Origin of the sequence: Acinetobacter sp. YH12140 (assembly GCF_013418475.1) — a bacterium.
Classification (GTDB): Bacteria; Pseudomonadota; Gammaproteobacteria; order Pseudomonadales; family Moraxellaceae; genus Acinetobacter; species Acinetobacter amyesii.
Genome location: NZ_VPBZ01000008.1, coordinates 217462 through 240433 on the forward strand (window position 1 = coordinate 217462; position 22972 = coordinate 240433).

19 protein-coding genes, 1 rRNA gene and 1 pseudogene are annotated in these 22972 nt (G+C 42.0%); 9 read left to right on the plus strand and 12 right to left on the minus strand.

Going from position 1 to position 22972, the window contains the following annotated elements; all coding sequences use genetic code 11:
• The first annotated feature begins 8 nt into the window (after positions 1-8).
• Positions 9-815 (plus strand): ABC transporter ATP-binding protein, encoded by an 807-nt coding sequence (locus tag FTU75_RS13525; RefSeq protein ID WP_180101704.1) that lies wholly within the window; start codon positions 9-11, stop codon positions 813-815.
• Between the two features lie 347 nt (positions 816-1162).
• A complete protein-coding gene (locus FTU75_RS13530) occupies positions 1163-1783 on the plus strand; it encodes a TetR/AcrR family transcriptional regulator (RefSeq protein WP_078190649.1) in 621 nt (206 codons plus the stop codon).
• Positions 1784-1852: 69 nt separating this feature from the next.
• Here FTU75_RS13530 and FTU75_RS13535 read toward each other — a convergent pair whose 3' ends face one another.
• From FTU75_RS13535 to FTU75_RS13545, 3 genes are all read right to left on the minus strand, one after another.
• Positions 1853-2419 (minus strand): 5'-nucleosidase, encoded by a 567-nt coding sequence (locus FTU75_RS13535; protein ID WP_180110314.1) that lies wholly within the window; start codon positions 2417-2419, stop codon positions 1853-1855.
• A 118-nt stretch (positions 2420-2537) separates the two neighbouring features.
• Positions 2538-3614: an aromatic ring-hydroxylating dioxygenase subunit alpha gene (locus tag FTU75_RS13540; protein ID WP_180116185.1), complete on the minus strand. Its 1077-nt coding sequence runs from the start codon at positions 3612-3614 to the stop codon at positions 2538-2540.
• Positions 3615-3873: 259 nt separating this feature from the next.
• Positions 3874-5022, minus strand: coding sequence for a TDT family transporter (locus FTU75_RS13545; protein ID WP_180116186.1), 1149 nt, complete (start codon positions 5020-5022; stop codon positions 3874-3876).
• Between the two features lie 208 nt (positions 5023-5230).
• Here FTU75_RS13545 and ribF point away from each other — a divergent pair, with 208 nt between their 5' ends.
• From ribF to FTU75_RS13570, 5 genes are all read left to right on the plus strand, one after another.
• Positions 5231-6232, plus strand: a complete 1002-nt coding sequence (gene ribF, locus FTU75_RS13550) for a riboflavin biosynthesis protein RibF (RefSeq protein ID WP_168379800.1) — start codon at positions 5231-5233, stop codon at positions 6230-6232.
• A 64-nt stretch (positions 6233-6296) separates the two neighbouring features.
• Positions 6297-9143: an isoleucine--tRNA ligase gene (gene ileS / locus FTU75_RS13555; protein ID WP_180116187.1), complete on the plus strand. Its 2847-nt coding sequence runs from the start codon at positions 6297-6299 to the stop codon at positions 9141-9143.
• Complete coding sequence (lspA, locus tag FTU75_RS13560; protein WP_078190655.1) at positions 9136-9675, plus strand: signal peptidase II; 540 nt, start codon at positions 9136-9138, stop codon at positions 9673-9675. The genes ileS and lspA overlap by 8 nt, the downstream gene beginning before the upstream one ends.
• Complete coding sequence (locus tag FTU75_RS13565) at positions 9668-10150, plus strand: peptidylprolyl isomerase (protein ID WP_078190656.1); 483 nt, start codon at positions 9668-9670, stop codon at positions 10148-10150. The genes lspA and FTU75_RS13565 overlap by 8 nt, the downstream gene beginning before the upstream one ends.
• Positions 10151-10295: 145 nt before the next feature.
• The gene (locus tag FTU75_RS13570; protein ID WP_180116188.1) at positions 10296-10838 is read left to right on the plus strand and encodes an NADPH-dependent FMN reductase; all 543 of its coding nucleotides are present in this window, start codon (positions 10296-10298) and stop codon (positions 10836-10838) included.
• Positions 10839-11123: 285 nt separating this feature from the next.
• On the opposite strand, the gene FTU75_RS13575 is transcribed toward FTU75_RS13570, so the two are convergent.
• The 3 genes from FTU75_RS13575 to FTU75_RS13585 all read right to left on the minus strand — a co-directional run bounded on the left by FTU75_RS13575 (position 11124) and on the right by FTU75_RS13585 (position 15129).
• The gene (locus FTU75_RS13575) at positions 11124-12416 is read right to left on the minus strand and encodes a glutamate carboxypeptidase (protein ID WP_180092619.1); all 1293 of its coding nucleotides are present in this window, start codon (positions 12414-12416) and stop codon (positions 11124-11126) included.
• A 537-nt stretch (positions 12417-12953) separates the two neighbouring features.
• A complete protein-coding gene (locus FTU75_RS13580; protein WP_180116189.1) occupies positions 12954-14243 on the minus strand; it encodes a glutamate carboxypeptidase in 1290 nt (429 codons plus the stop codon).
• Positions 14244-14733: 490 nt separating this feature from the next.
• Entirely contained in the window at positions 14734-15129 is a 396-nt protein-coding gene (locus FTU75_RS13585; RefSeq protein ID WP_180116190.1) for a tautomerase family protein, read from the minus strand.
• A gap of 471 nt (positions 15130-15600) precedes the next feature.
• Between FTU75_RS13585 and FTU75_RS13590 the strand changes: the two genes are divergently transcribed.
• Complete coding sequence (locus FTU75_RS13590; RefSeq protein ID WP_180116191.1) at positions 15601-16641, plus strand: TauD/TfdA family dioxygenase; 1041 nt, start codon at positions 15601-15603, stop codon at positions 16639-16641.
• 93 nt (positions 16642-16734) lie between these two features.
• Here FTU75_RS13590 and FTU75_RS13595 read toward each other — a convergent pair whose 3' ends face one another.
• Positions 16735-17910, minus strand: coding sequence for a PQQ-dependent sugar dehydrogenase (locus FTU75_RS13595; protein ID WP_180116192.1), 1176 nt, complete (start codon positions 17908-17910; stop codon positions 16735-16737).
• 450 nt (positions 17911-18360) lie between these two features.
• Here FTU75_RS13595 and FTU75_RS13600 point away from each other — a divergent pair, with 450 nt between their 5' ends.
• A complete protein-coding gene (locus FTU75_RS13600) occupies positions 18361-18972 on the plus strand; it encodes a type 1 glutamine amidotransferase domain-containing protein (RefSeq protein WP_180116193.1) in 612 nt (203 codons plus the stop codon).
• A gap of 68 nt (positions 18973-19040) precedes the next feature.
• Here the strand turns inward: FTU75_RS13600 and FTU75_RS13605 are convergent, their stop codons facing one another.
• The 5 genes and pseudogenes from FTU75_RS13605 to rrf all read right to left on the minus strand — a co-directional run.
• Positions 19041-19352: an ankyrin repeat domain-containing protein gene (locus tag FTU75_RS13605; protein ID WP_180116194.1), complete on the minus strand. Its 312-nt coding sequence runs from the start codon at positions 19350-19352 to the stop codon at positions 19041-19043.
• A gap of 341 nt (positions 19353-19693) precedes the next feature.
• Complete coding sequence (locus FTU75_RS13610; protein WP_180116195.1) at positions 19694-20170, minus strand: hypothetical protein; 477 nt, start codon at positions 20168-20170, stop codon at positions 19694-19696.
• A 158-nt stretch (positions 20171-20328) separates the two neighbouring features.
• Entirely contained in the window at positions 20329-21678 is a 1350-nt protein-coding gene (locus FTU75_RS13615; RefSeq protein ID WP_180116196.1) for an MFS transporter, read from the minus strand.
• A 422-nt stretch (positions 21679-22100) separates the two neighbouring features.
• Positions 22101-22638 (minus strand): annotated as a pseudogene (locus FTU75_RS13620) (DUF4256 domain-containing protein).
• A 231-nt stretch (positions 22639-22869) separates the two neighbouring features.
• Positions 22870-22972, minus strand: a 5S ribosomal RNA gene (gene rrf / locus FTU75_RS13625); the annotation flags it as partial.

Genomic DNA, 22972 nt, shown 5'->3' on the forward strand with positions numbered 1-22972 from the left:
AGCATGTGATGACCGATTTAAGCATAAGCCGTCATGCAGACGACTCAACCCAACCTCAGCGTTCTTCAGTCGAGGATATCAACCCCCATGCGGTGTTGGGCGCAGAGATCCTGATTGAACAACTACACAAATTTTATGGCGATGTTAAAGTCCTTGAGGACCTTGACCTGCATATTCAACCCGGTGAATTCTTGGCGATTGTCGGTCGTAGTGGCTGTGGTAAAAGTACCCTGCTTCGCCTTATCGCCGACTTAGAAAAACCGAGTTATGGCGAAATTAAATTTAAGTCTGCACGTCATATTCGTGAAGGCATCACCAGTGATGATATTCGTGTGATGTTCCAAGACCCTCGCCTCCTGCCTTGGCGTAGCATTGAGAAAAATGTGCAACTCGGTTTAAGCAAAGACCAACATGCCAATGCCACAGCACTCCTCGAGAAAGTTGGTTTAAAAGACAAAGCAGGGCTTTGGCCAACACAGCTATCAGGGGGGCAACGTCAACGTACTGCACTGGCACGTGCTTTGTCACATAAACCACGCATTTTGCTGCTAGATGAACCACTGGGTGCGCTCGATGCCTTAACACGTTTAGATATGCAGAATTTGATTGAAAAACTCTGGACTGAACAAGGGTTTACCGCGATTTTGGTCACGCATGATGTAAGTGAAGCCGTGCAGTTGGCAGACCGTATAATCTTGCTCGATAAAGGCCATATTGCCAAAGAATTTCATGTCGATTTGGCCCGCCCACGAAAAAAAGGCATTGAATTTACTGAACTTGAACAACAAGTCTTACAAGCGGTCTTGGCCACTTAAGCTGTACTTGTGCAGGAAATCATCACTTAAACCGTGTGACTTCCTGTACTATTCAAGAACAATATCGCAACAAAACCATGTTTAGCATTGAGGGGAGATTTATCGCCTGTTGACAAATACATCACAAAAATTACTACAAATCATATAAATCCATGACTAAAAATAATGATTTATTTAAATTTCACCCTAAAATGATTATTTGAAATATTATGGCATTCGTCGTATTTATTTGACCGTTGAACAGAATAAACTGCCAAAATTCATAAAATTAAAAACGATGATTGTGCACAAATCTGTTGATTTGCCGTACAATTCAATATTCCCTTTTCATTTTCTTAAAAGAGCTAATGGAACAAAAAAAGAGTACCCAGAAACGCCACCAGTTGCTTAATGCAGCACTGGATGTCTTTTCCCTGTATGGCTTCAATGGCGCCAGCTTGGATGAGATCGCACAGATTGCAGAAATGCATAAATCGAATATTTTCTATTACTATGAAAATAAAGAAGCGCTTTATGTTGAAGTTCTGACAACGGTTCTACAAAAGTGGCTTGCTCCGCTACAAATGTTGGAAGCAGACCTTGAGCCTGAAGAAGCGATCACCAATTATCTATTGCAGAAAATTGAAGTATCTCGTACCCAACCGAAAGCCTCACGTTTGTTCGCACTTGAAGTCATTCAGGGCGCACCACACATTCTTGAAATTTTAAAAGGTCCACTAAAAAAATTAGTGAAACGCAAAGCCAAAGTCATTAGCAACTGGCAAGAACAAGGCAAAATTTCAAAAGATATTGATCCAGAACTTTTAATTCTGAACATTTGGGCAATCACGCAAAACTATGCTGACTTTGCAACCCAAATGGAAATGGTCACTGGAAAAACCTTACGTAATCGCAGTATGCAACAACGGATTATTCAACATACCGTCCATATGATGCTTTACGGTGTAATTCCACGCCCAGAAAAGTAAATTGAATTGGGTCGAATTGGCATACGACCATAGCATTCTATGGTCGCCGACCGAAATTAGCTGAATGCCTTATTTTACTGTTTGATATAATTCCAATAATTTCTTTGCGCCGAATAATAAATTTTCTTCCCAATCCAGATGTGCTGTGTCATTCGCACCATCGGTAATATATTTTACCGACACAAAGCGAACACCCAGTTTTTTACATACTTTAGCGATTGCGTAGCCTTCCATATCGACAAGATTACACGGTACTTTCGGCAGCCCAGTTTCAAAGCTGTCGCCTGTACCACAAATTCCTTTAGGCAAATGGCTAAACATGCTCTCTGGCTGAATTTCAGCAGGATGATCGGTATCCATCGGCGTCACCCCGACATCAAAACCCAAAGGCGATACATCCATATCCCGTTGTACAAATTGAGCCACTTCAACCAAAGCATGTGCATCAAAATGTGAACTTCCCGCTGTGCCCAAATTCAGTAAAGTACGACATCCGGTTTTTTGAATCACATCAAAGGCTTTAAATGCGGCATTGACTTTACCAATACCACTGTAATGCACTTCAATGCCTGCGGCTTCAAACAAGCCTTTAGATTCACTCGGCAGTGCCATAATTAAAGCGATTTGCTGACGCATAGCGGTCTCCTCAAATTGATGCCTTCATATAGCATACATTTGCACGTGCGCAGAAAAAATCAGCTTCAAAAATCACATTGCTCAGAAAAATAAACTCCTCAAGCAGATTCAACTGCTATCAAATTTGAAATTGCATCGGACGTTTGCCAATAAAAGATGGTGCCAATTGTTGGTCGTGACGTAAGGCATCTAAAATCTTCTCTAAGGCAATATGTGCCATATCCCCTCGTACACTATGCGAATGGGTCATCGGCATATGCTCGATGCCAGCTCTTCGCGCTGACAAAATTTTAATGTCTTGTTTGTTGACCACCCAAGTATAGGCATTCACAGCCGGCATCAATGCCTTAGACAACAATTTTGGAATCGGAAATTTATAACTAACACAGGTATAAACCCTTGACTCATACGGTCCCACAGGGCTAATCAGACTATTAAACACCATGCCCGACGGCTCTCCCCAATGGTATTCCACCAAGGTAATATTCGGCGCGATAAAACTGTCGCGGTGGACTTGTTCAGCACCATGCGGATTGGTCAGCCATGGCATCATGCCAACATCTGCATCATGGTCATGATAGTCAACGACTACTTTGCGCGGTCCCACATCTATGATGGCATCCACGGCTTTTCCCGACTCTGAACGAAACCAGCCTTCATGGACAAATATAGTATGGGTCACATCCATAATATTTTGTGCAACAGCGCCCATCTCACCATCATAACTGCCGACCATGTAATAGCTGACCCAGCCGGCTTGATCATAAAACGGTAATTTAAATATTTCTGGGCGTTCCTGTTTGGGCTTTTCACCGAGATAAATCCATACCACCCCATCTTGCTCACACACATCAAAACTACGCTGTTTAAAGGGATGCGGTTTTTCTGGAAAAAACTGCCCATTGACACTGGGAATATGCGCCACATGGCCATCACCCTGATACGACCAACCATGATATGGACATGTCACGCAGCCATCAGTCATTTTACCCTGAGACAAAGGCACACCACGATGCACACATTGATCGAGCAATGCAGCGGCTGTTCCATCTTTTTGTCGGAACAGAACAATTTTTTTACCATACAGGGTCGCTGAAAAAGGCTGATCTTTTTTGAGTTCTTTAGAGGTACAAGCGACGTACCATTCTTCTAATAATCCTTTGGCATCATCCCAAAAACTGGTTTGATTACACATAATTCGATCCTTATTTTTATCTTTTTTGTTTTAATCCATAATCCTTACTCTAGCACCTACACTACAAGCAAGTTTATATCTCGAAGCCTGTTGATCTCTCGAAAATACGCGCAAATTTTATACAGGAATGTTTTGCTTGGATAGCAAAATAACGTAACTGCATCACACGCTTGCAGAAGCTCTATATTTGTTTGCTGAAATCCGTCAAAGCCAACGCGCTATATTTTTCTTCAACGGATTTACATTCACCCGACATCATTTAAGATGCGCGCTGAGCATCACAATACGCTTTTAAACACGGAGAAAAAAATAAGCTACCGCGATAAAACCCTTGTATGGTTTTCAGCATCACCAATAACCAAAGCGTACAGAGCAAAACTGCAAAAAAGGTGCCGCACTGTTGGATAGCATTTAATTGCGTATGTTCCGCCAAATGGATGACCGCCAAACTAAAAACGCCGAATGGAAACGTCATCGCCCACCATCCGAGATTAAAGGGTAAATCTCGTAAATGTTTTAGCGTGATGAGTATAGCGATTCCAAACCACCATACACCAAATCCGAGTAGAACAAGGGCTGCGAACACACCGCCTTGAAGTAATACCTGTCCCAAATCAGCCAAATCTACTGCTGTCAAAATACGTGGGGCTTGCTCTCCCAAAAGTAACAGCGCTAAAGCCCCTGTCCCAATCGGTCCTAAGGCCAACCAACTGCTGATCGCCATTTCCTTACTTGGAAGTTGATGTAAAGCCAGACGCAGCAACAAGATACTTAAGATGGCAAATGCTGGAAATACTGAGATCCCCCAAAGCAGATAACTCCCCAGCAAAATATGGACAGCATGAGCCTGTGCAGGTAAATGTGCCACCAATAAACCTCCTGAACTGGCAGCCACCTCGCAAGCAACTATCGGCAATAACCATACTGCAGTCATGCCTTGCAGCACATGTTGCTGACGACTAAACATCAGAAATGGAACACACCATGCAATCGCAATTGCCATCAATACATCGACATACCATAAGTATTCAGCCCATGTGATGATGCTTACGCCCAAAAACTCAGTGTACAGCGTGGTGCCAAATTTCAATGCGCCATTGATCAGGGTTGCCAGTGCCATGGGGATTGCCCCAAGAAATAAACTCATCACCGGATGCTGAAAAATCTGCTTGGCTTCTTGTGGGTATAAGATCCATCGGCTGAGATACATCCCACTAAACAATATGAACAACACGATGCTGATCTGCCACAACCCTGCTCCGATGGACCACATCCACTGCGGCGCCACCGCTATAGATGGTAAAATGAGGGCCACCACACCTGTGCCCATCACCACCGTAAACCAGTTTGGGGTGAAATGACGAATCAAATCTTGTTTATGCTGGAGTTGATAAAATGGCATTTTCATCGCATGATGCTCATCAAAATGGAATGTCTATAGTTTAAGCACACCATTAAATAAGAAAAATTGATTAATATTTATTTTTATAATTTATTTTACTGATAATAAATTCATCTCTGCATAAAAAAACTTGAGTAAAAACACAACAACAAGACGAACGCAGAAGATTATGGCAATATATAGCCCTCAAACATTTTCAACAATTGATTCGCCCATGAAGCTGCTCCGTCTGAATGCTTTAGCGCCCCACTTAGAACTCCCCAAAACTGCCGTGACCATTGGCAATTTTGATGGCGTACATTTGGGTCATCAAGCGATGGTCAGCCAGCTCAAAGACATAGCACAGCAACAAAACTTAAAAACAGCTGTGATGATTTTTGAGCCACAACCACTTGAATTCTTTAAAGCTTATGACGCTCCACCTCGAATCAGTTCACTACGTGAAAAAGTCGAATATTTAACTGAACTGGGCGTCGACTATATTGTGGTGGCGAAATTTGACAATGCCTTTCGTAATCTCAGCGCTGAAGAATTTGCCGATATTTTAAAAAATAAGCTTAATACACAAAGTTTAGTTTTGGGCGAAGATCACCACTTTGGCAAAAACCGTCAAGGCAATAGCGAATTTTTACGCCAATACGGCTTCCAAGTCACAGCCCTGCAAAATGTCGAAGTCGATGGCGAACGTGTCAGTTCAACACTGGTTCGTCAGACATTACAAGCAGGCGACCTTGCCCATGCCGCAAAACTTTTAGGTCGTCCATATAGCATCACAGGTCGTGTGCAGTATGGCGATCAAATCGGTCGCACGATTAATTTTCCTACCATTAATGTGCGTTTAAACCGTCATAAACCTTGTTTAAATGGCATTTATGCAGTCGATGTCATTTGTGAAACCGAATCTTTAACAGATAAAGTAAAAAACGAAAATGCTGACAAATTAGGGGTTGCAGGTTATGCACCCTCTGCCCTGTTTGGTGCAGGGCATGTTGGTACGCGTCCCGCAATTAAACAGGAACATCCTGAATGGCGATTAGAAGTACATTTTCCTGATGTTTCTGCTAATCTGTATGGCCTGTTAATGCGGGTGACGTTCTTGAACTTTTTACATGGCGAAAAGGACTACCCTTCGCTTGAAGCACTGAAAGCCGGAATTGATGACGACGTCGAAAAGCTCCTTGAGTTTCGAGGTCAGCACCCTCATTTCCCCTTTTAAACCCCCGATTATTTATTGTAAAACGCGTCAGTCAACGGGCTGATAAATTTGGAAGACAACTTGCATGAGCGATAAGCAAACTCCTGAAAATGCAGTGGATTATAAAGCCACGCTAAACCTCCCAGGTACTGAATTTGCGATGAAAGCAAATCTCGCAGTACGTGAAGCGAAATGGTTAGAAGAGTGGTATGCCGACAACATTTATCAGCAGATTCGTGCATCGCGTATTGGCAAGAAAAAATATGTGCTTCATGACGGCCCTCCATACGCAAATGGCCAAATTCACTTAGGCCATGCGGTGAATAAAGTCCTGAAAGACATCATCATCAAAAGCCGTGTGATGGACGGTTTTGACGCGCCGTATGTACCAGGTTGGGACTGTCATGGTCTTCCAATCGAACTGAAAGTTGAAGAAAAAGTCGGTAAAGTCGGCGTGAAAGTAGATGCCTCCACTTTCCGTAAAGCGTGCCGTGAATATGCTTACACCCAAGTCGAATTACAGAAAAAAGACTTCGTGCGTATGGGCGTATTTGGTGATTGGGACAACCCTTACCTCACCATGAACTTCAAACAAGAAGCCGACATCGTTCGTTCGCTCGGTGAAATTGCTAAAGCAGGCCATATTGAGCCGGGTCTTAAACCTGTAAACTGGTGTTTGGACTGTGGTTCTGCCTTAGCTGAAGCTGAAGTAGAATACGAAGACAAAAAATCAGATGCGATTGACGTTGGTTTTAGCGTTGTTGATTTAGCTGATTTATCTGCACGCCTAGGTGTTACAGTTAGCGATTCTACAGATATCGTAATCTGGACAACCACGCCTTGGACTATGCCTGCCAACCAAGCGGTTGCTCTACATGCTGAGCTTGAATACCAATTGGTGAAAGCAACTGGCGAAGACAAAGCAGCGCAAAACTTCATCCTTGCAAAATCATTAGTTGAATCTGCAACGCAGCGTTATGGCTTTAACGCAGTTGAAGTGATTGCTGAGTTTGCAGGTGCAAAACTTGAAAACCTAGTACTACAACATCCGTTAATTGCTGAACGCCAAGTGCCAGTAATCTTAGGTGAGCATGTCACAGACGGCAGTGGTACAGGTGCTGTACATACCGCGCCAGGCCATGGTGTGGACGACTATAAAGTTGGCTTACAGTACAACCTAAAAGTCGACAATCCAGTTGGCGGCAACGGTGTGTATTTACCGACTGCACCAATTTTTGCAGGCGAGCACATCTACAAAGCTAATCCAAAAATCATTGCTGCTTTAACCGAAGCAGGCAAACTTTGGGCACATGTGGTGATCAAACATAGCTATCCACATTGCTGGCGCCATAAAACACCGATTATCTTCCGTGCAACACCGCAATGGTTCATCAGCATGGATGCAAAAGGTTTACGCCAAGGTGCATTGAACGCGATTGAAAATGACATCAGCTTCGTACCGGATTGGGGTAAAAACCGTATCCAGTCGATGATTGAAGGTCGTCCAGATTGGTGTATCTCACGTCAACGTACATGGGGCGTGCCAATTCCATTCTTCGTGCATAAAGACACCAACGAACTTCACCCGCGTACGCCTGAGCTGATCGAAGAAGTGGCGAAGCTGATTGAACAAGAAGGTATTGATGGTTGGTATAACCGTGATGCGTCTGAGTTTATCGGTGCAGATGCAGAGCAATACAATGCAGTTCGTGACACTCTAGACGTTTGGTTTGACTCTGGAACAACACACTTTGCAGTATTGCGTGAACGTGAAGAATTGCAAGACCCTGCTGACTTGTACCTTGAAGGTTCTGACCAACATCGTGGCTGGTTCCAGTCTTCATTGTTAACATCTATGGCGATTAATAACCGCGCACCTTACAAAGGCTTATTGACTCATGGCTTCGTTGTTGACGAAAAAGGCCGCAAAATGTCGAAGTCGATCGGTAACGTGATCACTCCACAAGACATCATCAAAGACATGGGTGCAGATGGCCTACGTTTCTGGATCGCGTCTGCAGACTACCGTTATGAAATGACTGCGGGTAAAGAAATCTTCAGCCGTGCATCAGATGGTTACCGCCGTATCCGTAACACATTGCGTTTCTTGTTGGCTAACTTGAATGGCTTCAAACCATCGACTGATGCTTTGCCTGTTGATCAATTGATCGCGCTTGATCAATACATCTTGCAACGTGCTGCGGAAGTGCAAAAAACTATTCAACAAGCTTATGAAGATATGAACTTCCATATCGTGACCAGCGCATTGACCAACTTCTGTATTAATGACTTGGGTGGTTTCTACCTCGACATCATCAAAGACCGTCAGTACACCACCAAAGCCGACTCTGCGGCGCGTCATTCTGCACAAACTGCGTTGTATCACTTGGTTCAAGCCTTTGTCCGTTGGATGTCTCCAATCTTGAGTTTCACCGCACAAGAAGCTTGGCCGCTAATTCCAGAGCAATCTGAGAAATATGTATTTACTGCGGAGTGGTATGACATTCCTGTAGCCTCTACAGCGAATCTGGTGACTGAAGCTGAATGGCAAACCTTAATCACTGTCAAATCTGCAGTGAACAAGTTTATTGAAGCTGCACGTACTGCAAAAACTGTGGGTTCAAACTTGTCTGCCAAAGTTGAACTTTGGGCCAATGCTGAACTGAAAGCTGTTTTAGACAAATTCGGTGAAGAACTGCGTTTTGTCCTCATCACTTCTCAAGTGATTGTCAATGAGTTTGATGCAGCGCAAGGTGAAGCCTCTGAGCTTGACGGTTTAAATGTCAAAGTCTCTGCTGCTGACGGTGAAAAATGTGCACGCTGCTGGCATGTACTGCCAGATGTGAATACACATCACGAACATCCAGGTCTTTGTTCTCGTTGTATTATTAACCTTCCTACAGGTCAAGGCGAAGAGAGAAAATATGCCTAATCCACAAGAAAAAAAGGGCTTCTTTCAATTCTACCCACACAATTTAGTGTGGGTGGGCTTATCCATTGTTGCCATTATTTTGGATCAATGGACCAAATGGATTGCAAGTACACATTTGAACTACGCAGATCCTGTACCTGTCATGCCCTTTTTAAATTGGACATTACTACATAACTATGGCGCTGCCTTTAGTTTCTTGTCCGATGCCGGTGGATGGCAACGTTATTTCTTTACTTCACTCGCAGGACTTGTGTCTGTCATTTTTGTATTTTGGCTCATGCGTATGCCAAAAAACGTGAAAGTCCTTCCAATTGCCATTGCCCTGATTTTAGGCGGCGCAATCGGCAACTTAATTGACCGCGTATCTTTAGGCTATGTGGTGGATTTCATTCACGTGTATTACAACAACAGCCACTTTCCTGCATTTAATATTGCAGACAGTGCCATTACTTTAGGCACGATTCTGCTTCTTATCGATACGTTTTTCTTAGAAAAACACCGAATTCAACGTGCGGAAGCGCAAAATGACTGATTTTATCAATCCTAACGAGGAAACTCGTATTGAAGAAGGCTCTAAAGTAGACCTTCACTTTTCTGTTGCTATTGAAAATGGCGTAGAAATTGACAATACCCGTAGCCGTGCTGAACCTGTCAGCCTTGTCATGGGTGATGGCAGCTTATTACCGGGTTTTGAGAAAGCTTTATTCGGTTTACGTGCAGGTGACCGTCGTACCGTGAGCCTTCCTCCAGAAGATGCTTTTGGTCCATGGAACCCAGAAAACGTACAAAAATTCGATACCGTCAAATTTGAGCAACGTCCTGTCGAAGGCCATATGATTGAGTTTGAAGATAAAGCCAAACAAAGTCTGTATGGGGTGATCAAAACCGTCGGTGAAGACATTACCGAAGTGGATTTCAACCACCCTCTAGCTGGTAAAAATATCACCTTTGAAGTTGAAATTTTCAAAGTGACCCCTGCCGGTCAACAAGGCGTAAAACTGATCTAAGTTTCAGCAAATAAAAAGCTCCTTCGGGAGCTTTTTTTATCACTATTTTTATAACTATCAATCGACTCGATACATTTTCTGTATATGCAACGGACCGTTTTCATATTAATTTAATGCAAGACTTTAAAACAAGACAGGAAATACGATGAAACTTCATATTATTGTCGGCAGTGTCCGCGAAGGCCGTACGGCAATTAAGATTGCCAACTGGCTACTTTCAGAAATCGAAAGCTATGACTACAGTACCGTAGAAACTGAAATTGTCGATTTAAAAGAATGGGATCTGCCTATTTTTGCAGGCGCACATCCACCATTAACCGGGATTTATGACCAACCCAAACAACAAGCATGGGCAGATAAAATCGCACAAGGTGACGCATTTATTTTCATTAGCCCTGAATACAACCACGGCTACAGCCCTGCGCTCAAAAATGCGTTGGATTACCTTGGTAAAGAATGGGGCGGAAAACCCGCGGCATACGTTAGCTATGGTGGCACCAATGGTTCACGTTCAATTGATCAAATTCGCCAAGTGGCAACCCAATTGGGCTTAATTGACAGTAATGCTGTAGTTGAAATTCGTGACATTTTCACGCGTAACCGTGCTGAAACCTTTGAAGGTAATGAGTTTGATAACAAAGCTCTAAAATCTGTGTTTGATAAATTGGTGCAGTATGTCAGTGCTTAACTCATGTCATGCGTTCGATGTAAGAAAATGCTTACAGCAGATGGCGTCCTTGACCACTATGCTAATTGAAGCACCTTATTTATAGTTAAACCATACAGAGACAGGAAGTTTCTAGAATAAAAAGAATGGAATATGCAGGAAGCGATTGATTTGACAGGAGTTGAATCTTAGCAATATACGAAAAAGCCCCAACAGGACGTTGGGGCTTTTTCATTTCGTTCTGTATGCTTAATCATAATGAAGCCCACCTAGGTAGGCTCCTTCTAATCATTGCGATATAGAATATTATCTTGCTTTCGACACATCCACAATTAATCGTGTTGCCAAATACAAACGCGGAATAATACTGTCTTTTAAAATATATTCTGCATTGCTTGAGTGAGCCCCATCTCCTGATAATCCCATTCCCTCAATTACAGCAGCTTTCGACTTTACTCCAGCAAAAGCAGCATCAGTACCGCCTCCTGTTGGAGTCAAAGAAACAGTCAATGGAATGTTTAACTCATTTTTATAGATGTCTTGCGCTTTTTCAGCCAACTTTTTAGAGGCATCATTTACAGCCAACGGTGGACGGCGGACTTCAAATTTCACACTGACTTGGCTATCTGATAACTTTTTATTTTTGATTTTCTCATTTAACGTTTTTTCCACGGCCTCAAAGTCTTGGACACGTAGTGCTCTGACATCCGCCTGTGCAGCAGCATGTTCTGGAATGACATTGCGTGTTTTACCCGCTTCCGCCACAGTCCAATTCAGCTTTAACCCAGTGTTAGGATCAGATAGATTTTGCATTTGTGCGATTTGGTGAGAGAGCTCAGTGAGTGCATTCACCCCTGCCTCAGGTTTCACACCGGCATGTGAAGATTTTCCTTTAATTTCTAAATAGGCTGCGCCAATGCCACTGGTTGCCAGACGTAAGTTACCATCTTTACCGCCCCCTTCAAAAGACAACACCACATCCTGATCTTGTGCTGTTTCTGTAATCAACTTACGTGAGGCAGGTGAGCTGATTTCCTCATCTGAATTCATCAAAACAGTGATCGTGCCATAATCTTTATAATTCAATTTTTTAAGGGTATTCAAAACATGTAAAATTGCAGCTACCCCTTGTTTATCATCAATGATACCTAAGCCATAGACCTGATTACCGTCAATTTTAAACGGTTGGTTTTTAAGCATTCCTCGTTCATAAACCGTATCCATATGCGCGATCATCATGATTTTACTTTTACCTTGACCTTTCAATACCCCTTTAACTATTGGTCCCATTTTCTCAGGTGTATCGTCCATGCGATAAATATCTGTACTTTCGATCACACTCACTTCAGCACCGACATTCTTCAACTGATCTGCCACCACTTTGGCCATTTGATTCAGGCCTTCAAGATCCTTACTGCCGGATTCAATATTGACCAAGGTTTTCAAGGTCTCTAAATAACTTTGCTTTTGACTTTCCGCAATTTGCATAATCTCTTGTGGAGATGCTGCCCAACTTGCTGAAGCACTAAGCGCAATGACGCAGCCTAATGCGAGCTGAAGTTTTGATGTCGTCCGTTGTTGTGTAAGTGTTCTTAGCATCGATCTTATTCCCTGTATATTTTTCATTATGAATTTTTAATGTCTGATAAATTAGTTCACCATTCAACAAATTAATCGCAAAAATATGTAACACCGCTGATGAAGATTTTAATCTCATCAAAACCAGCTTCCCGCTGTTTTAAAACAGGTTTAGATCGATTTGGGTCAATAGTTTTATCGGTCGATAGCCTTAATGCTGTGCAATACATTGACGCGACGGACAAAATGATAATTTAGGTGTTGTACGTTTTGGCTTACATCAGATGCGGATAATAGACACTATTCACGTTATTGGATTACTTTTATATTAAGGTCATACAGCGACAGGATGTCACTGAACATAAAACAACAATGATAAGACAATGAGCAGGAAGCTTAACGGTAGGACAGGAGTTATACCGCTAGAATGAATCCGAAAAAGCCCCGACAGGATGTCGGGGCTTTTTTCATTTCAAATGCTACATAAGAATAGCTCTAACATGAGCCACAACCAAACTCAGGGCAATGGCTCATTAGATCTCACCCAATCGGATACGATTACTTTTTAGAACTCTCCACAATTAAACGCGTCACCAAGTACAAACGCGGTACGATAGAATCTGTCAAAATATATTCAGCTTTATCTGAATGTAATCCATCACCTGACATGCCTAGTCCCTCAATGATCGCGGCTCTCGAACTAACCCCAGCAAAAGCGGCATCAGTACCACCACCCCAAGCGGTCGTTTCAACTTTCATCGGCAGCTTTAATTCGTTTGTGTAAATCTGCTGGGCTGTCGCGGCCAATTTTTTGGCTTGTGGACTGGCTTCTAAAGGTGGTCGACGGACTTCAAATTTGACCTCGACCTGACTTTCCGCCAATTTTTTGGTTTTGACTTTTTGCTTCAAGGTTTTTTCCAACTCAGCAAAATCTTGTGGTTTTAAGGAACGAGCATCTGCCTGCGCTGTCGCATGGTCAGGAATCACATTTCGGGTTTTTCCAGCCGTCGCAACAGTCCAATTCAGCTTTAAACCCGTTTTCGGATTGGATAGATTTTCTAATTGTTGAATCTGAAAAGCCAGTTCTGTCAAGGCATTGACCCCTGCTTCAGGTTTTACCCCCGCATGCGAACCCCGCCCTTTAATATCTAAATAAGCCGCACCAATCCCACTAGTGGCTAACATCAAACTTCCCTCTAAACCACCGGTTTCAAAGGAGAGAACAACGTCCTGATTTTGAGCTGTATCCATAATCAATTGGCGCGAGCCGGGTGAACTGATTTCTTCATCTGAATTAATTAACACCGTAATGGTGCCGTAATCTTGGTACTTCAGCTGTTTCAGCATATCCAAGACATGAATCACTGCAGCAACACCTTGCTTGTCGTCCAAAATACCTAAACCATAGGCTTTATTACCATCTATACGAAACGGTTGACCTTGTAATTGGCCCTTTTGATACACCGTATCATTATGTGCCAACAACATAATGTTCGTTTTACCTTTGCCTTTCAGTACCGCTTTTACAATCGGCCCTGTCTGATCTGGCGCACCATCGAGTTTCATGATGTCTTTGGGCTGAATCACGTTCACCTCAGCCCCTGTGGCTTTTAATTGCTCTGCGACCACCTTAGCAATTTGATTCAAACCCTCAATATCTTTACTGCCGGATTCAATATTGACCAAGGTTTTCAAGGTCTCTAAATAACTTTGCTTTTGACTTTCCGCAATTTGCATAATCTCTTGTGGAGATGCTGCCCAACTTGCTGAAGCACTAAACGCAATGACGCAGCCTAATGCGAGCTGAAGTTTTGATGTCGTCCGTTGTTGTGTAAGTGTTCTTAGCATCGATCTTATTCCCTGTATATTTTTCATTATGAATTTTTAATGTCTGATAAATTAGTTCACCATTCAACCAATTAATCGCAAAAATATGTAACACCGCTGATGAAGATTTTAATCTCATCAAAACCAGCTTCCCGCTGTTTTAAAACAGGTTTAGATCGATTTGGGTCAATAGTTCTATCGGTCGATAGCCTATCTGCTATGCAATACATTGACGCGACGGACAAAATGATAATTTAGGTGTTGTACGTTTTGGCTTACATCAGATGCGGATAATAGACACTATTCACGTTATTGAATTACTTTTATATTAAGGTCATACAGCGACAGGATGTCACTGAACATAAAACAACAATGATAAGACAATGAGCAGGAAGCTTAACGGTAGGACAGGAGTTATACCGCTAGAATGAATCCGAAAAAGCCCCGACAGGATGTCGGGGCTTTTTTCGTTTAGGCTCCGTAAAAGCAACAATCCATGTATTTGCACAGACTAAACATCGACCTGAAAACCTAACTCGACATCACAGGCGGCTTGACCACCTCGTATCCCCCAATTTTCTAGAGGGCTTTCACGTAAGGTAATGATGATATGGTCGGCCGGAATGCCAAATTCCACCAAATTCTGCACCAGTAATTGATATAACTTACGCTTGGTTGCTAAGGTTCGTCCCGCAAAACAATCAATGGTGATATGCGTAAAGCGCTCAGGCTGCGTCAAATGATCAAACACCTGAAACCGATGTGGCGCATGCACTTGCAAACGTATATTGCGGTCATATCGAGGCAATTGAAAACTCTGTTGTATGGCGTCAAAGACAGCATTTATCAGCTGTTGCTCTTGTTCTATGCTGTATTGCACCCGTATATCGATTTGTGTTGCAGGCATGCGCGAAACTCATTGTTGTTATATCCATCACTACACTAACAGGATTTAGCGGCGTTCTGCTGTAGGCATTTACCTACAGAGCTTGCAGTATTTACGCCTATGGCCTCAACAGCAACGCGTCTATAGTAAGAACATACAGAGACAGGATGTCTTGCAATAAAAATAAATAATGCACATGCAGCAGGAACGCTGATCGGTATGACAGGAGTCATATCTTTAGAATGAATCTAAAAAGCCCTCGATAGGATGTCGAGGGCTTTTTTCATGTCGTCATTCATTCAACGATCGCACTCTATTCGTCGAAAAATCGCAATTTATCAACAATACTTACATCGCAACAGTAAAACTGTACTTATAATCGGCAGAGAATTTAGACAGAATAACGGCTGCGAGTTCAGCAGCTCGAACTGTCAGCGCTTAGGGATTAGGCGACAACAATAAAAATTGAATTAAAAAATTAGAGAATGACCTATGCAATTGCAACAGCAACAACTGAATAGTTTTACCCGCATTTTTCATGCCGCTCCAGAACACAATAGCCCGCAAGATCTTGCACAATATATTGGCGCGCATCGACAAGAGCTTTTACAACAAATCCATGAAAATGGCATCTTACTGTTTCGTGGTTTTAACATCGAGCAACCCGAACAATTTAACCAACTGATTGAACAATATTTCCAGTTTACCCCATGGAATGCATTTAACCCCAATATGCCCAGCTGGGTTGCATCATGGATGCGAAAATACAGCGAGAAATTGCTCGGCGCAGGCGACTACCGTCGTTATATAGATCGCAACACAGTGCAATTAGGTCCAGTCGAAAACTCAGTACAAGGTCCGCATGTTGAAGGCGGCGTGCGTTCAGAACGCTCGCGTTATATCGCCTTATTTTGTCAGGAACCTTCGACGTATTTAGCAGAAACTGGATTTAATAACTTAGAGCAAATTTGGGAGAGTTTTCCGAAACATCTACAAGAAAAATATCTCGGCGCATGGAACCATTTTTCTTATGTTTCGGCACGTGAGGTGGGACTATTTGACCGATTATTGCTGAAAAAGAGCCCGTTTAGTTTAGAGATTCGACAAGATAAAAAAGCCAAACTAACCTTGCAGCGTTCGCCACTGGTGATTCATCACCCCGATACAAAAAAGCATGTGATTCAGCCGTGGGCTTTTGCCAATAATACCAATCCATTTGCCCATCAGGCCGCGAAAAATTGCTTTGAAAATCGCGGGGAGATTGAAATCGATTCGACGGCGGACGGCATGCAACTGACTTGGGAAATTTACACGCCAGAAGGTCAGCAAATTGAATGGAGCGATGCGGAAAAGCAGCAATTTTTTGATGCGATGTATAAAGATGCCCTGCTTTTACAGTGGAATAAAGGCGATGTTGCGATCGTTGATAATATTAAAATTGCGCATTGGCGGATGAATGGAGAACAAGGAAATCGTAAGTTGATTCAAATTCAAGCCAATGCCTTTAATGCCGATGAGCACTATGCGGCTTAGCTGACGTATTTAAAATTCGTGCAGGCCTGTATGTGAGAAGCCCCGTAGGGGCTTTTTTTTTATTTTTTGAATTTTTTGTTTATTTCTTAGCCGCTATTTTGGCTCAATTTTGAATAACCATGCTTTTTCACCGTCCTCAATCCCCCAAATGGCGCCATCTTTGGCCTCAATCAAGCCACGGATCCGCTGTTTCATGTCGATGCGCTGGATTTCTGTTGCCAGTTGATGTGTTGTATCCACAATCACGATTGCTTGAGACGACAAACCACCAATCAACGCTTTATTTTTCCACAAGGGGAACTTTTGCCCTTGGTAAAACATCAAACTCGACGGTGAAATCACCGGTGTCCAGCTGATGGCAGGCGCTTCAAATTCAGGCCGTGTATGATGATCAGGAATCGGCTGATCATCATAATGATCACCATTCGACACATGTGGATAGCCATAGTTTTTCGCACGCTGCACAAGATTTAACTCATCACCGCCTTTCGGGCCCATTTCGGCCACCCACAGCTGTTGTTTTGCATCAAATGCCATGCCTAAAGGGTTACGGTGCCCGAAACTCCAGACTTGCTTTGCAACCTCGCCTTGGGTCTGAAATGGATTATCCGCAGCAGGTGTTCCATCACTATTTAAGCGCAGCACTTTACCCAAATTTGACTGTAGATCTTGTGCAGGATCAAACTTTTGACGTTCCCCCGAACTCACCCATAATTTTCCATCTGTACCAAACTGCATTCGGTGTGAATAATGGCCTTGACCTTCTGCTTTTGGAATTTGCCTCCAAATGATTTCCCGCTGTTTTAAACTTGGTGCAGCTTCATTGAGGTTTAATATGGCTTTTTCGATGACAGCGCCATAACCGCCCTGTCCTGCTTCTGCATAGCTCAGGTATATCTGATGATTTTTTTCAAACTGCGGATCAAGTGCAATATCACCTAAGCCGCCTTGTCCACCATAGGCAACTTTGGGAAGGTTTTTCACCTGTATTTTCTGCTGGTTTTGAGGATTAAAGATGATCAGTTGACCTTTTCTTTCTGTCAGCAATAAACGTCCGTCTGAGAGCGGCTGGATGGCCCAAGGCTCATTAAATTGAGCGATTTTTTGTATTTTAAAGCGTTGTTCTTGCTGGATTTGTGCCGATTTTTGAGCTTGGCTTGGTGTTTGATCCTGCGCTGTAGATGCGGTGTTTTCCGCATGGCATGCGGCTGTCATCAAGATACCGACGATGAGGCTAGGCGTTCGAAAATATTGTATACATTGTTTCATTTACTGTTCCCTTCCCTTTTATAATCATTTGATTCTAATCAATTAATCAGATGATTTTTCTTTGGAAAGGTAACAGAATAATTTTGTACGTTTTGGCTTACATGACATGCAGAAAATTGCTGCTATTCAATTTATTCAAACAGGCCTAATCTACAGCTATCAGGAAACAGGAAGTTTCCGAAACACCAAAACAATAAGAATAGTTTCTGCATCAGGACGTGAGATATGACATGGAGTTGTATCTAAAATACGAAATACGAAATACGAAGAAAACCCCAACAGGATGTTGGGGTTTTCTTTTTCTAGCTGATTTTTAAAAGTTCGCTCTAATCTAGAACTTTCGCATAACATCTCTGTCAAAACTTCTTACAGTTTCCTGCGAAATTATTACATACCCAAATCCGTCAGCTTGTTAGCGTGGTAGACAATCCTCATTGCAAGGAGTCAATCATGACTTTAAAAGCTTTAGTAATAACGTCAAATGTCGGTGTTGAACATGATGAGCTGATTCAACCCTTAAATTATTTAAATGAAAAGGGAATTGAAGCCATTCATGCCGCTGTTAAACATGCTGCGGTCCAGACAGTAAAAGCCGACAAAAAGGTCGAAGCTGAAGTCCAACCCAATGCCCAATTGAGCAGCGTAAATGCTGAAGACTATGATGTATTGGTGATTCCGGGTGGAACTGTCAATGCAGATCATCTACGGATCGATGAAGATGCACTGCGACTTATTCAAAACTTTGCTGACCATCAAAAACCTATTGCTGCAATTTGTCATGGTCCTTGGGCGCTCATTAATGCTGAACGAATTCGTGATAAAACTCTGACGTCTTATAAAAGTATTCGTTTGGATTTGGAAAATGCGGGTGCACATTGGGTCGATGAGCAGGTGCACCGCTGTAATACGGGCGGTTGGGTGCTCATTACTTCTCGCTGTCCAGATGACTTGCCTGCGTTTAATCAAGCGATTCAGCAGGAGCTTGAGCAACAGCAACAGCAACAGCAACAGCAACAGCAACAGCAACAGCAACAGCAACAGCAACAGCAACAGCAACAATAATACTAAAATGAAAATACCCGCATATTGCATGCGGGTATTTTATAATGTTGATTCATAAAATATATGGCTTACAAATTTTTTAAGTACGCCACAACATCGTCATTGCCTGCCATTTCTGCAAGTTCTAAAGCGGTGTATTGGGTTTTGTGCTGTACGTCTGCACCTTTGCCTACCAATAGCTTCACTACGTCTAAATAGCCGTTTTCTGCGGCTGCATGCAGTGCGCTGTAGCCTTCGTCATCGGCAGAGTTTACGTCTGTGCCATTTGCCAAAGATTTTTCGACTTCTGCGAGTTCACCTAAAGATGCCCAGTACACCAGTTCAGGCAGATGCAGTTCTTCATCATCTTCAGGGATTGGGGAGATAGAATTAAATTGCATGATCATAATACCTATTTGTAATTTCTATAAATATCGCTTGTCAATTAATGACCATGGCAGAATTGGTCATATAAATCAGTTTATTTAACGAATTTTATCAAATCTATTTAAAGCGTAATTCACAGTTTCCTTTGAATTTAATAAATATTTTCCATTTTTATCGCGTTCAATACGAATGGATAATTTAGCCGCTTGTGTAATAGTTCCAGATTCCAGTAATCGACTGATATCACTATTTGGAAGAATAATATAATTATTTACATAAGATGGACCATTACATGATCGTAATACAAAAATATAGAAAGTAGATGATGCATCCTTTGAATCATAAGATCTCTGATTTATCGTGAATCTATACTGATTATTTGATTCAGATATATTGGCTGTTTTAACCTGTATATGAAAGTATTTATTATCTTTTGCTGCGACAAGATCAATACCATCATCAACAGCCATATATGATGTATTAAATCCAAAAAAAATAATTCAGCCATCACTGCAAATTCACCAGCCTTGCCCGTATACAGTGCATTAACTGTAGGTGGCGGTGGAACAATATCAGGTACAACTTTTTTGATTTTTAATCTGTAAATTCCCCGTCTTGGAGCACCTTTAGAATTTTTTGGTTTTGTGAACTCTGATTTTGTTTTATATTTGTCAATATCCTTTGAAAGTATCGAAGAGATTTTCTTAGATAAAACATCTAGATGCTGCTGAGTATGAGGATATTTCGCTACGATTGCTTCTGCTATTTGATCAACATGCATTTCTTTTCGCGATTCCTTCATTACTTCTTTAATTTGCTCAATAAACTCCATCTCTCCCCCCATAAAATAGTCATAGTTAAGTTTTTATATCTTTTTTAAAAACTTATAAATATAGAATATTAGAAAATATAAAATAATTATTTTATTAGCATTTTAAATAACCCAAAAAAGCCCCCTTTCGGAGGCTTTTCTTTTTAAAGAATCATAACTTAAGCTTTGGCTGTAGTTGCCTCTTTAACATCAATTTTATCACTGTCGTTTTCATGCATGATCAATGCAACCGCGATCGCAGTAATCAGTACAGGTAAACCCACCGCCATAAAGTTGAAATGCGCAGGTAAGTTCATACCAAGTAAACCACCAATCAGAATCGGCCCTACAATCGCACCCATACGACCAATGGCAGAAGACCAACCAATACCTGTCGAACGTACAGCAAGTGGGTAATACTGCGCCACATAGCTGTACAGCAGCATTTGCGAACCAATAGATGCAGCACCTGCCAAGAATACCAAGATGTATAGCAAGAATTGATTTGACTGGAAGCCCATCAAGCTCATCACAATCGCGCCCATCATACCCAAAACCATCAGCACAGGTTTTAAATGGAAACGGTCAGCCAAAATACCACCGCCAACAATACCCACAACTGCGCCCACGTTCATGACCATCATGAACATCAAGCTGTTATCCATAGAATAACCGGCTGCCATCATCAGTTTTGGTAACCAGCTGCTTAGCGCATACATGGTCAATAGGCACGTAAAGAACGCCACCCAAAACAGCAATGTATTTACGGCACGACCACGGCGGAACAAACTCACCACGTTAGCAGCTTCAGGTACATTTTCTTGCGGTAAAGTGAACACTGTATTTTCAGTCACTTTCACTTCAGGCGCTAAGCGCTTCACGATACTGCGGGCTTTTTCCTGTTTGTTTTCTTTCACCATAAATGCCAAAGATTCAGGTAAGAATTTCCAAATGACAGGTAAAAGGAAAAGTGGAATACCTGCGATAAAGAACATGATTTGCCAACCAAAATCAGGGGTGAACCATGAACCTAAAAGTGCCGCCATCACACCACCGACTGCATAACCACTAAACATCGTCGTTACTAGTGTACTGCGCATCTTCTGCGGCGCGTATTCCGACGTTAAAGCCACAAGGTTAGGCATTACACCGCCAATCCCTAAACCAGCCAAGAAACGCAAAATACCAAATTCTGTTGGATTTGACGCAAAACCACCGGCAAAGGTCAAACCACTAAATAAAACAATACAGATCATGATGACTTTTTTACGGCCAATCTTATCTGCTAAAGAACCAAAGAACATGGCACCAAACATCATGCCTGCGAGCGCAGTACTGGCAAGCATCCCCGCTTGCATTGCAGTTAAGCCCCAGTCTTGCATCAATAATGGTAAAACCACGCCATTAATCGCTAAATCGTAGCCATCAAATAAAATAATCAATAAGCACCAAGCCACTACATTGAAGTGGAACGGGGTAAATTTAGCCTTATCGACTACAGAATTTATGTCTATTTTTTCCGTTGTCATCGTTCTCATCTCCCATGAGTACTTGTCCATAACATTCATTGAATTTTTAAGTAAAATTCAACAGCCACGGAATATACGGAACAGTAATTTCTAGGGATATTAGACGTATGTTTAATAAATCGAATTGCTTATAAGTGCATGTTAATTGTGTTATTTTTCATGTTTTAGTTTAATTATTAAACATTATCAATATATGATTATTTAACTGATTTTTTTAAATCATAATATCCTAGTTTTTAGGTCTAATTCTTCTATTCTTTCATTAAACTTCAGAACGACACACCATCATTTATTTCTATCTTTAGTTTAGAAAAATTTTAAATGTCTAAAAAACAAACGTAATTACATCTTTAGAAAAGCTCGTTTGAACGCTCTTGATTGTTTTAAATGCATTGAGAGCACTGAGATTAAGCGATCACTAGCTAACAGCGAAATCGACGAGACGCATAATATGACTGCGCGCCATTATGGTAGCTAAATACATGATCGTAACGTCGGTCACAAAACAGTGCCCCGCCCTTTTGCCGAATATCCGCTGGCGTTACGATCCAACTCGAAGTCTTTAAATCGAAATGAAAAACTTGCTGTATCACTCGATAGTCTTCTTCCGTCAGTAGCTGAGCACCGATGTCTCGAACCATGTCTATAACGTTATTTTTGGGAAGGATGATCCTTCCGGTTCTCCAAGGCATCAAGGTCATAACATAAGCTTCGTCTAAGCTTTGGCGACTTTAAACTGCAATCATAAAATATCAGGTCATGAGATTGCTGATTCAGCATCACAATATCTGGCTCACCGCCTGTTTTTTCCATTTCGATTAAATTTTTTAGTTTTAAGGGCTGTACAATCAATTGTTTTTTAACATCATCCCGAAGCAATTCTGGATGCCGCTGCATATTTGCCTCAAAGCGTTGCTGCAATATCTCTAAAACAGAGACTTCATCGAGATTTTGGAGCATATGTACATCCTATTCTTTTTATACATTGAGACCGTACTTCACTATAAAGAATATAAACTCACCTTGATGTAAATTTTTAGCGCTGTTTAGCCTCATTCATTTTAAATATCTCTCGTTTTCCTATTTTTGTGCTTTAGCTTTTTCTACTTTTATAACGTTCTTTTCCTTTCCCTTTTTCCCCGCACATAAAAAAAACACCCCCTGACGTATCAGGGGGTGTTTCGAATAATGAGCTGGCGATGACTTACTCTCACATGGGTAACCCCACACTACCATCAGCGCTAAGAGGTTTCACTTCTGAGTTCGGGAAGGGATCAGGTGGTTCACTCTTGCT

Bases quoted from the DNA above. Each gene is read 5' to 3' on its own strand.
- FTU75_RS13525 (WP_180101704.1), top strand. From the start codon at position 9: ATGACCGATTTAAGCATAAGCCGTCATGCAGACGACTCAACCCAACCT.
- FTU75_RS13530 (WP_078190649.1), top strand. From the start codon at position 1,163: ATGGAACAAAAAAAGAGTACCCAGAAACGCCACCAGTTGCTTAATGCA.
- FTU75_RS13535 (WP_180110314.1), bottom strand. From the start codon at position 2,419: ATGCGTCAGCAAATCGCTTTAATTATGGCACTGCCGAGTGAATCTAAA.
- FTU75_RS13540 (WP_180116185.1), bottom strand. From the start codon at position 3,614: ATGTGTAATCAAACCAGTTTTTGGGATGATGCCAAAGGATTATTAGAA.
- FTU75_RS13545 (WP_180116186.1), bottom strand. From the start codon at position 5,022: ATGAAAATGCCATTTTATCAACTCCAGCATAAACAAGATTTGATTCGT.
- ribF (WP_168379800.1), top strand. From the start codon at position 5,231: ATGAAGCTGCTCCGTCTGAATGCTTTAGCGCCCCACTTAGAACTCCCC.
- ileS (WP_180116187.1), top strand. From the start codon at position 6,297: ATGAGCGATAAGCAAACTCCTGAAAATGCAGTGGATTATAAAGCCACG.
- lspA (WP_078190655.1), top strand. From the start codon at position 9,136: ATGCCTAATCCACAAGAAAAAAAGGGCTTCTTTCAATTCTACCCACAC.
- FTU75_RS13565 (WP_078190656.1), top strand. From the start codon at position 9,668: ATGACTGATTTTATCAATCCTAACGAGGAAACTCGTATTGAAGAAGGC.
- FTU75_RS13570 (WP_180116188.1), top strand. From the start codon at position 10,296: ATGAAACTTCATATTATTGTCGGCAGTGTCCGCGAAGGCCGTACGGCA.
- FTU75_RS13575 (WP_180092619.1), bottom strand. From the start codon at position 12,416: ATGCTAAGAACACTTACACAACAACGGACGACATCAAAACTTCAGCTC.
- FTU75_RS13580 (WP_180116189.1), bottom strand. From the start codon at position 14,243: ATGCTAAGAACACTTACACAACAACGGACGACATCAAAACTTCAGCTC.
- FTU75_RS13585 (WP_180116190.1), bottom strand. From the start codon at position 15,129: ATGCCTGCAACACAAATCGATATACGGGTGCAATACAGCATAGAACAA.
- FTU75_RS13590 (WP_180116191.1), top strand. From the start codon at position 15,601: ATGCAATTGCAACAGCAACAACTGAATAGTTTTACCCGCATTTTTCAT.
- FTU75_RS13595 (WP_180116192.1), bottom strand. From the start codon at position 17,910: ATGAAACAATGTATACAATATTTTCGAACGCCTAGCCTCATCGTCGGT.
- FTU75_RS13600 (WP_180116193.1), top strand. From the start codon at position 18,361: ATGACTTTAAAAGCTTTAGTAATAACGTCAAATGTCGGTGTTGAACAT.
- FTU75_RS13605 (WP_180116194.1), bottom strand. From the start codon at position 19,352: ATGCAATTTAATTCTATCTCCCCAATCCCTGAAGATGATGAAGAACTG.
- FTU75_RS13610 (WP_180116195.1), bottom strand. From the start codon at position 20,170: ATGGAGTTTATTGAGCAAATTAAAGAAGTAATGAAGGAATCGCGAAAA.
- FTU75_RS13615 (WP_180116196.1), bottom strand. From the start codon at position 21,678: ATGACAACGGAAAAAATAGACATAAATTCTGTAGTCGATAAGGCTAAA.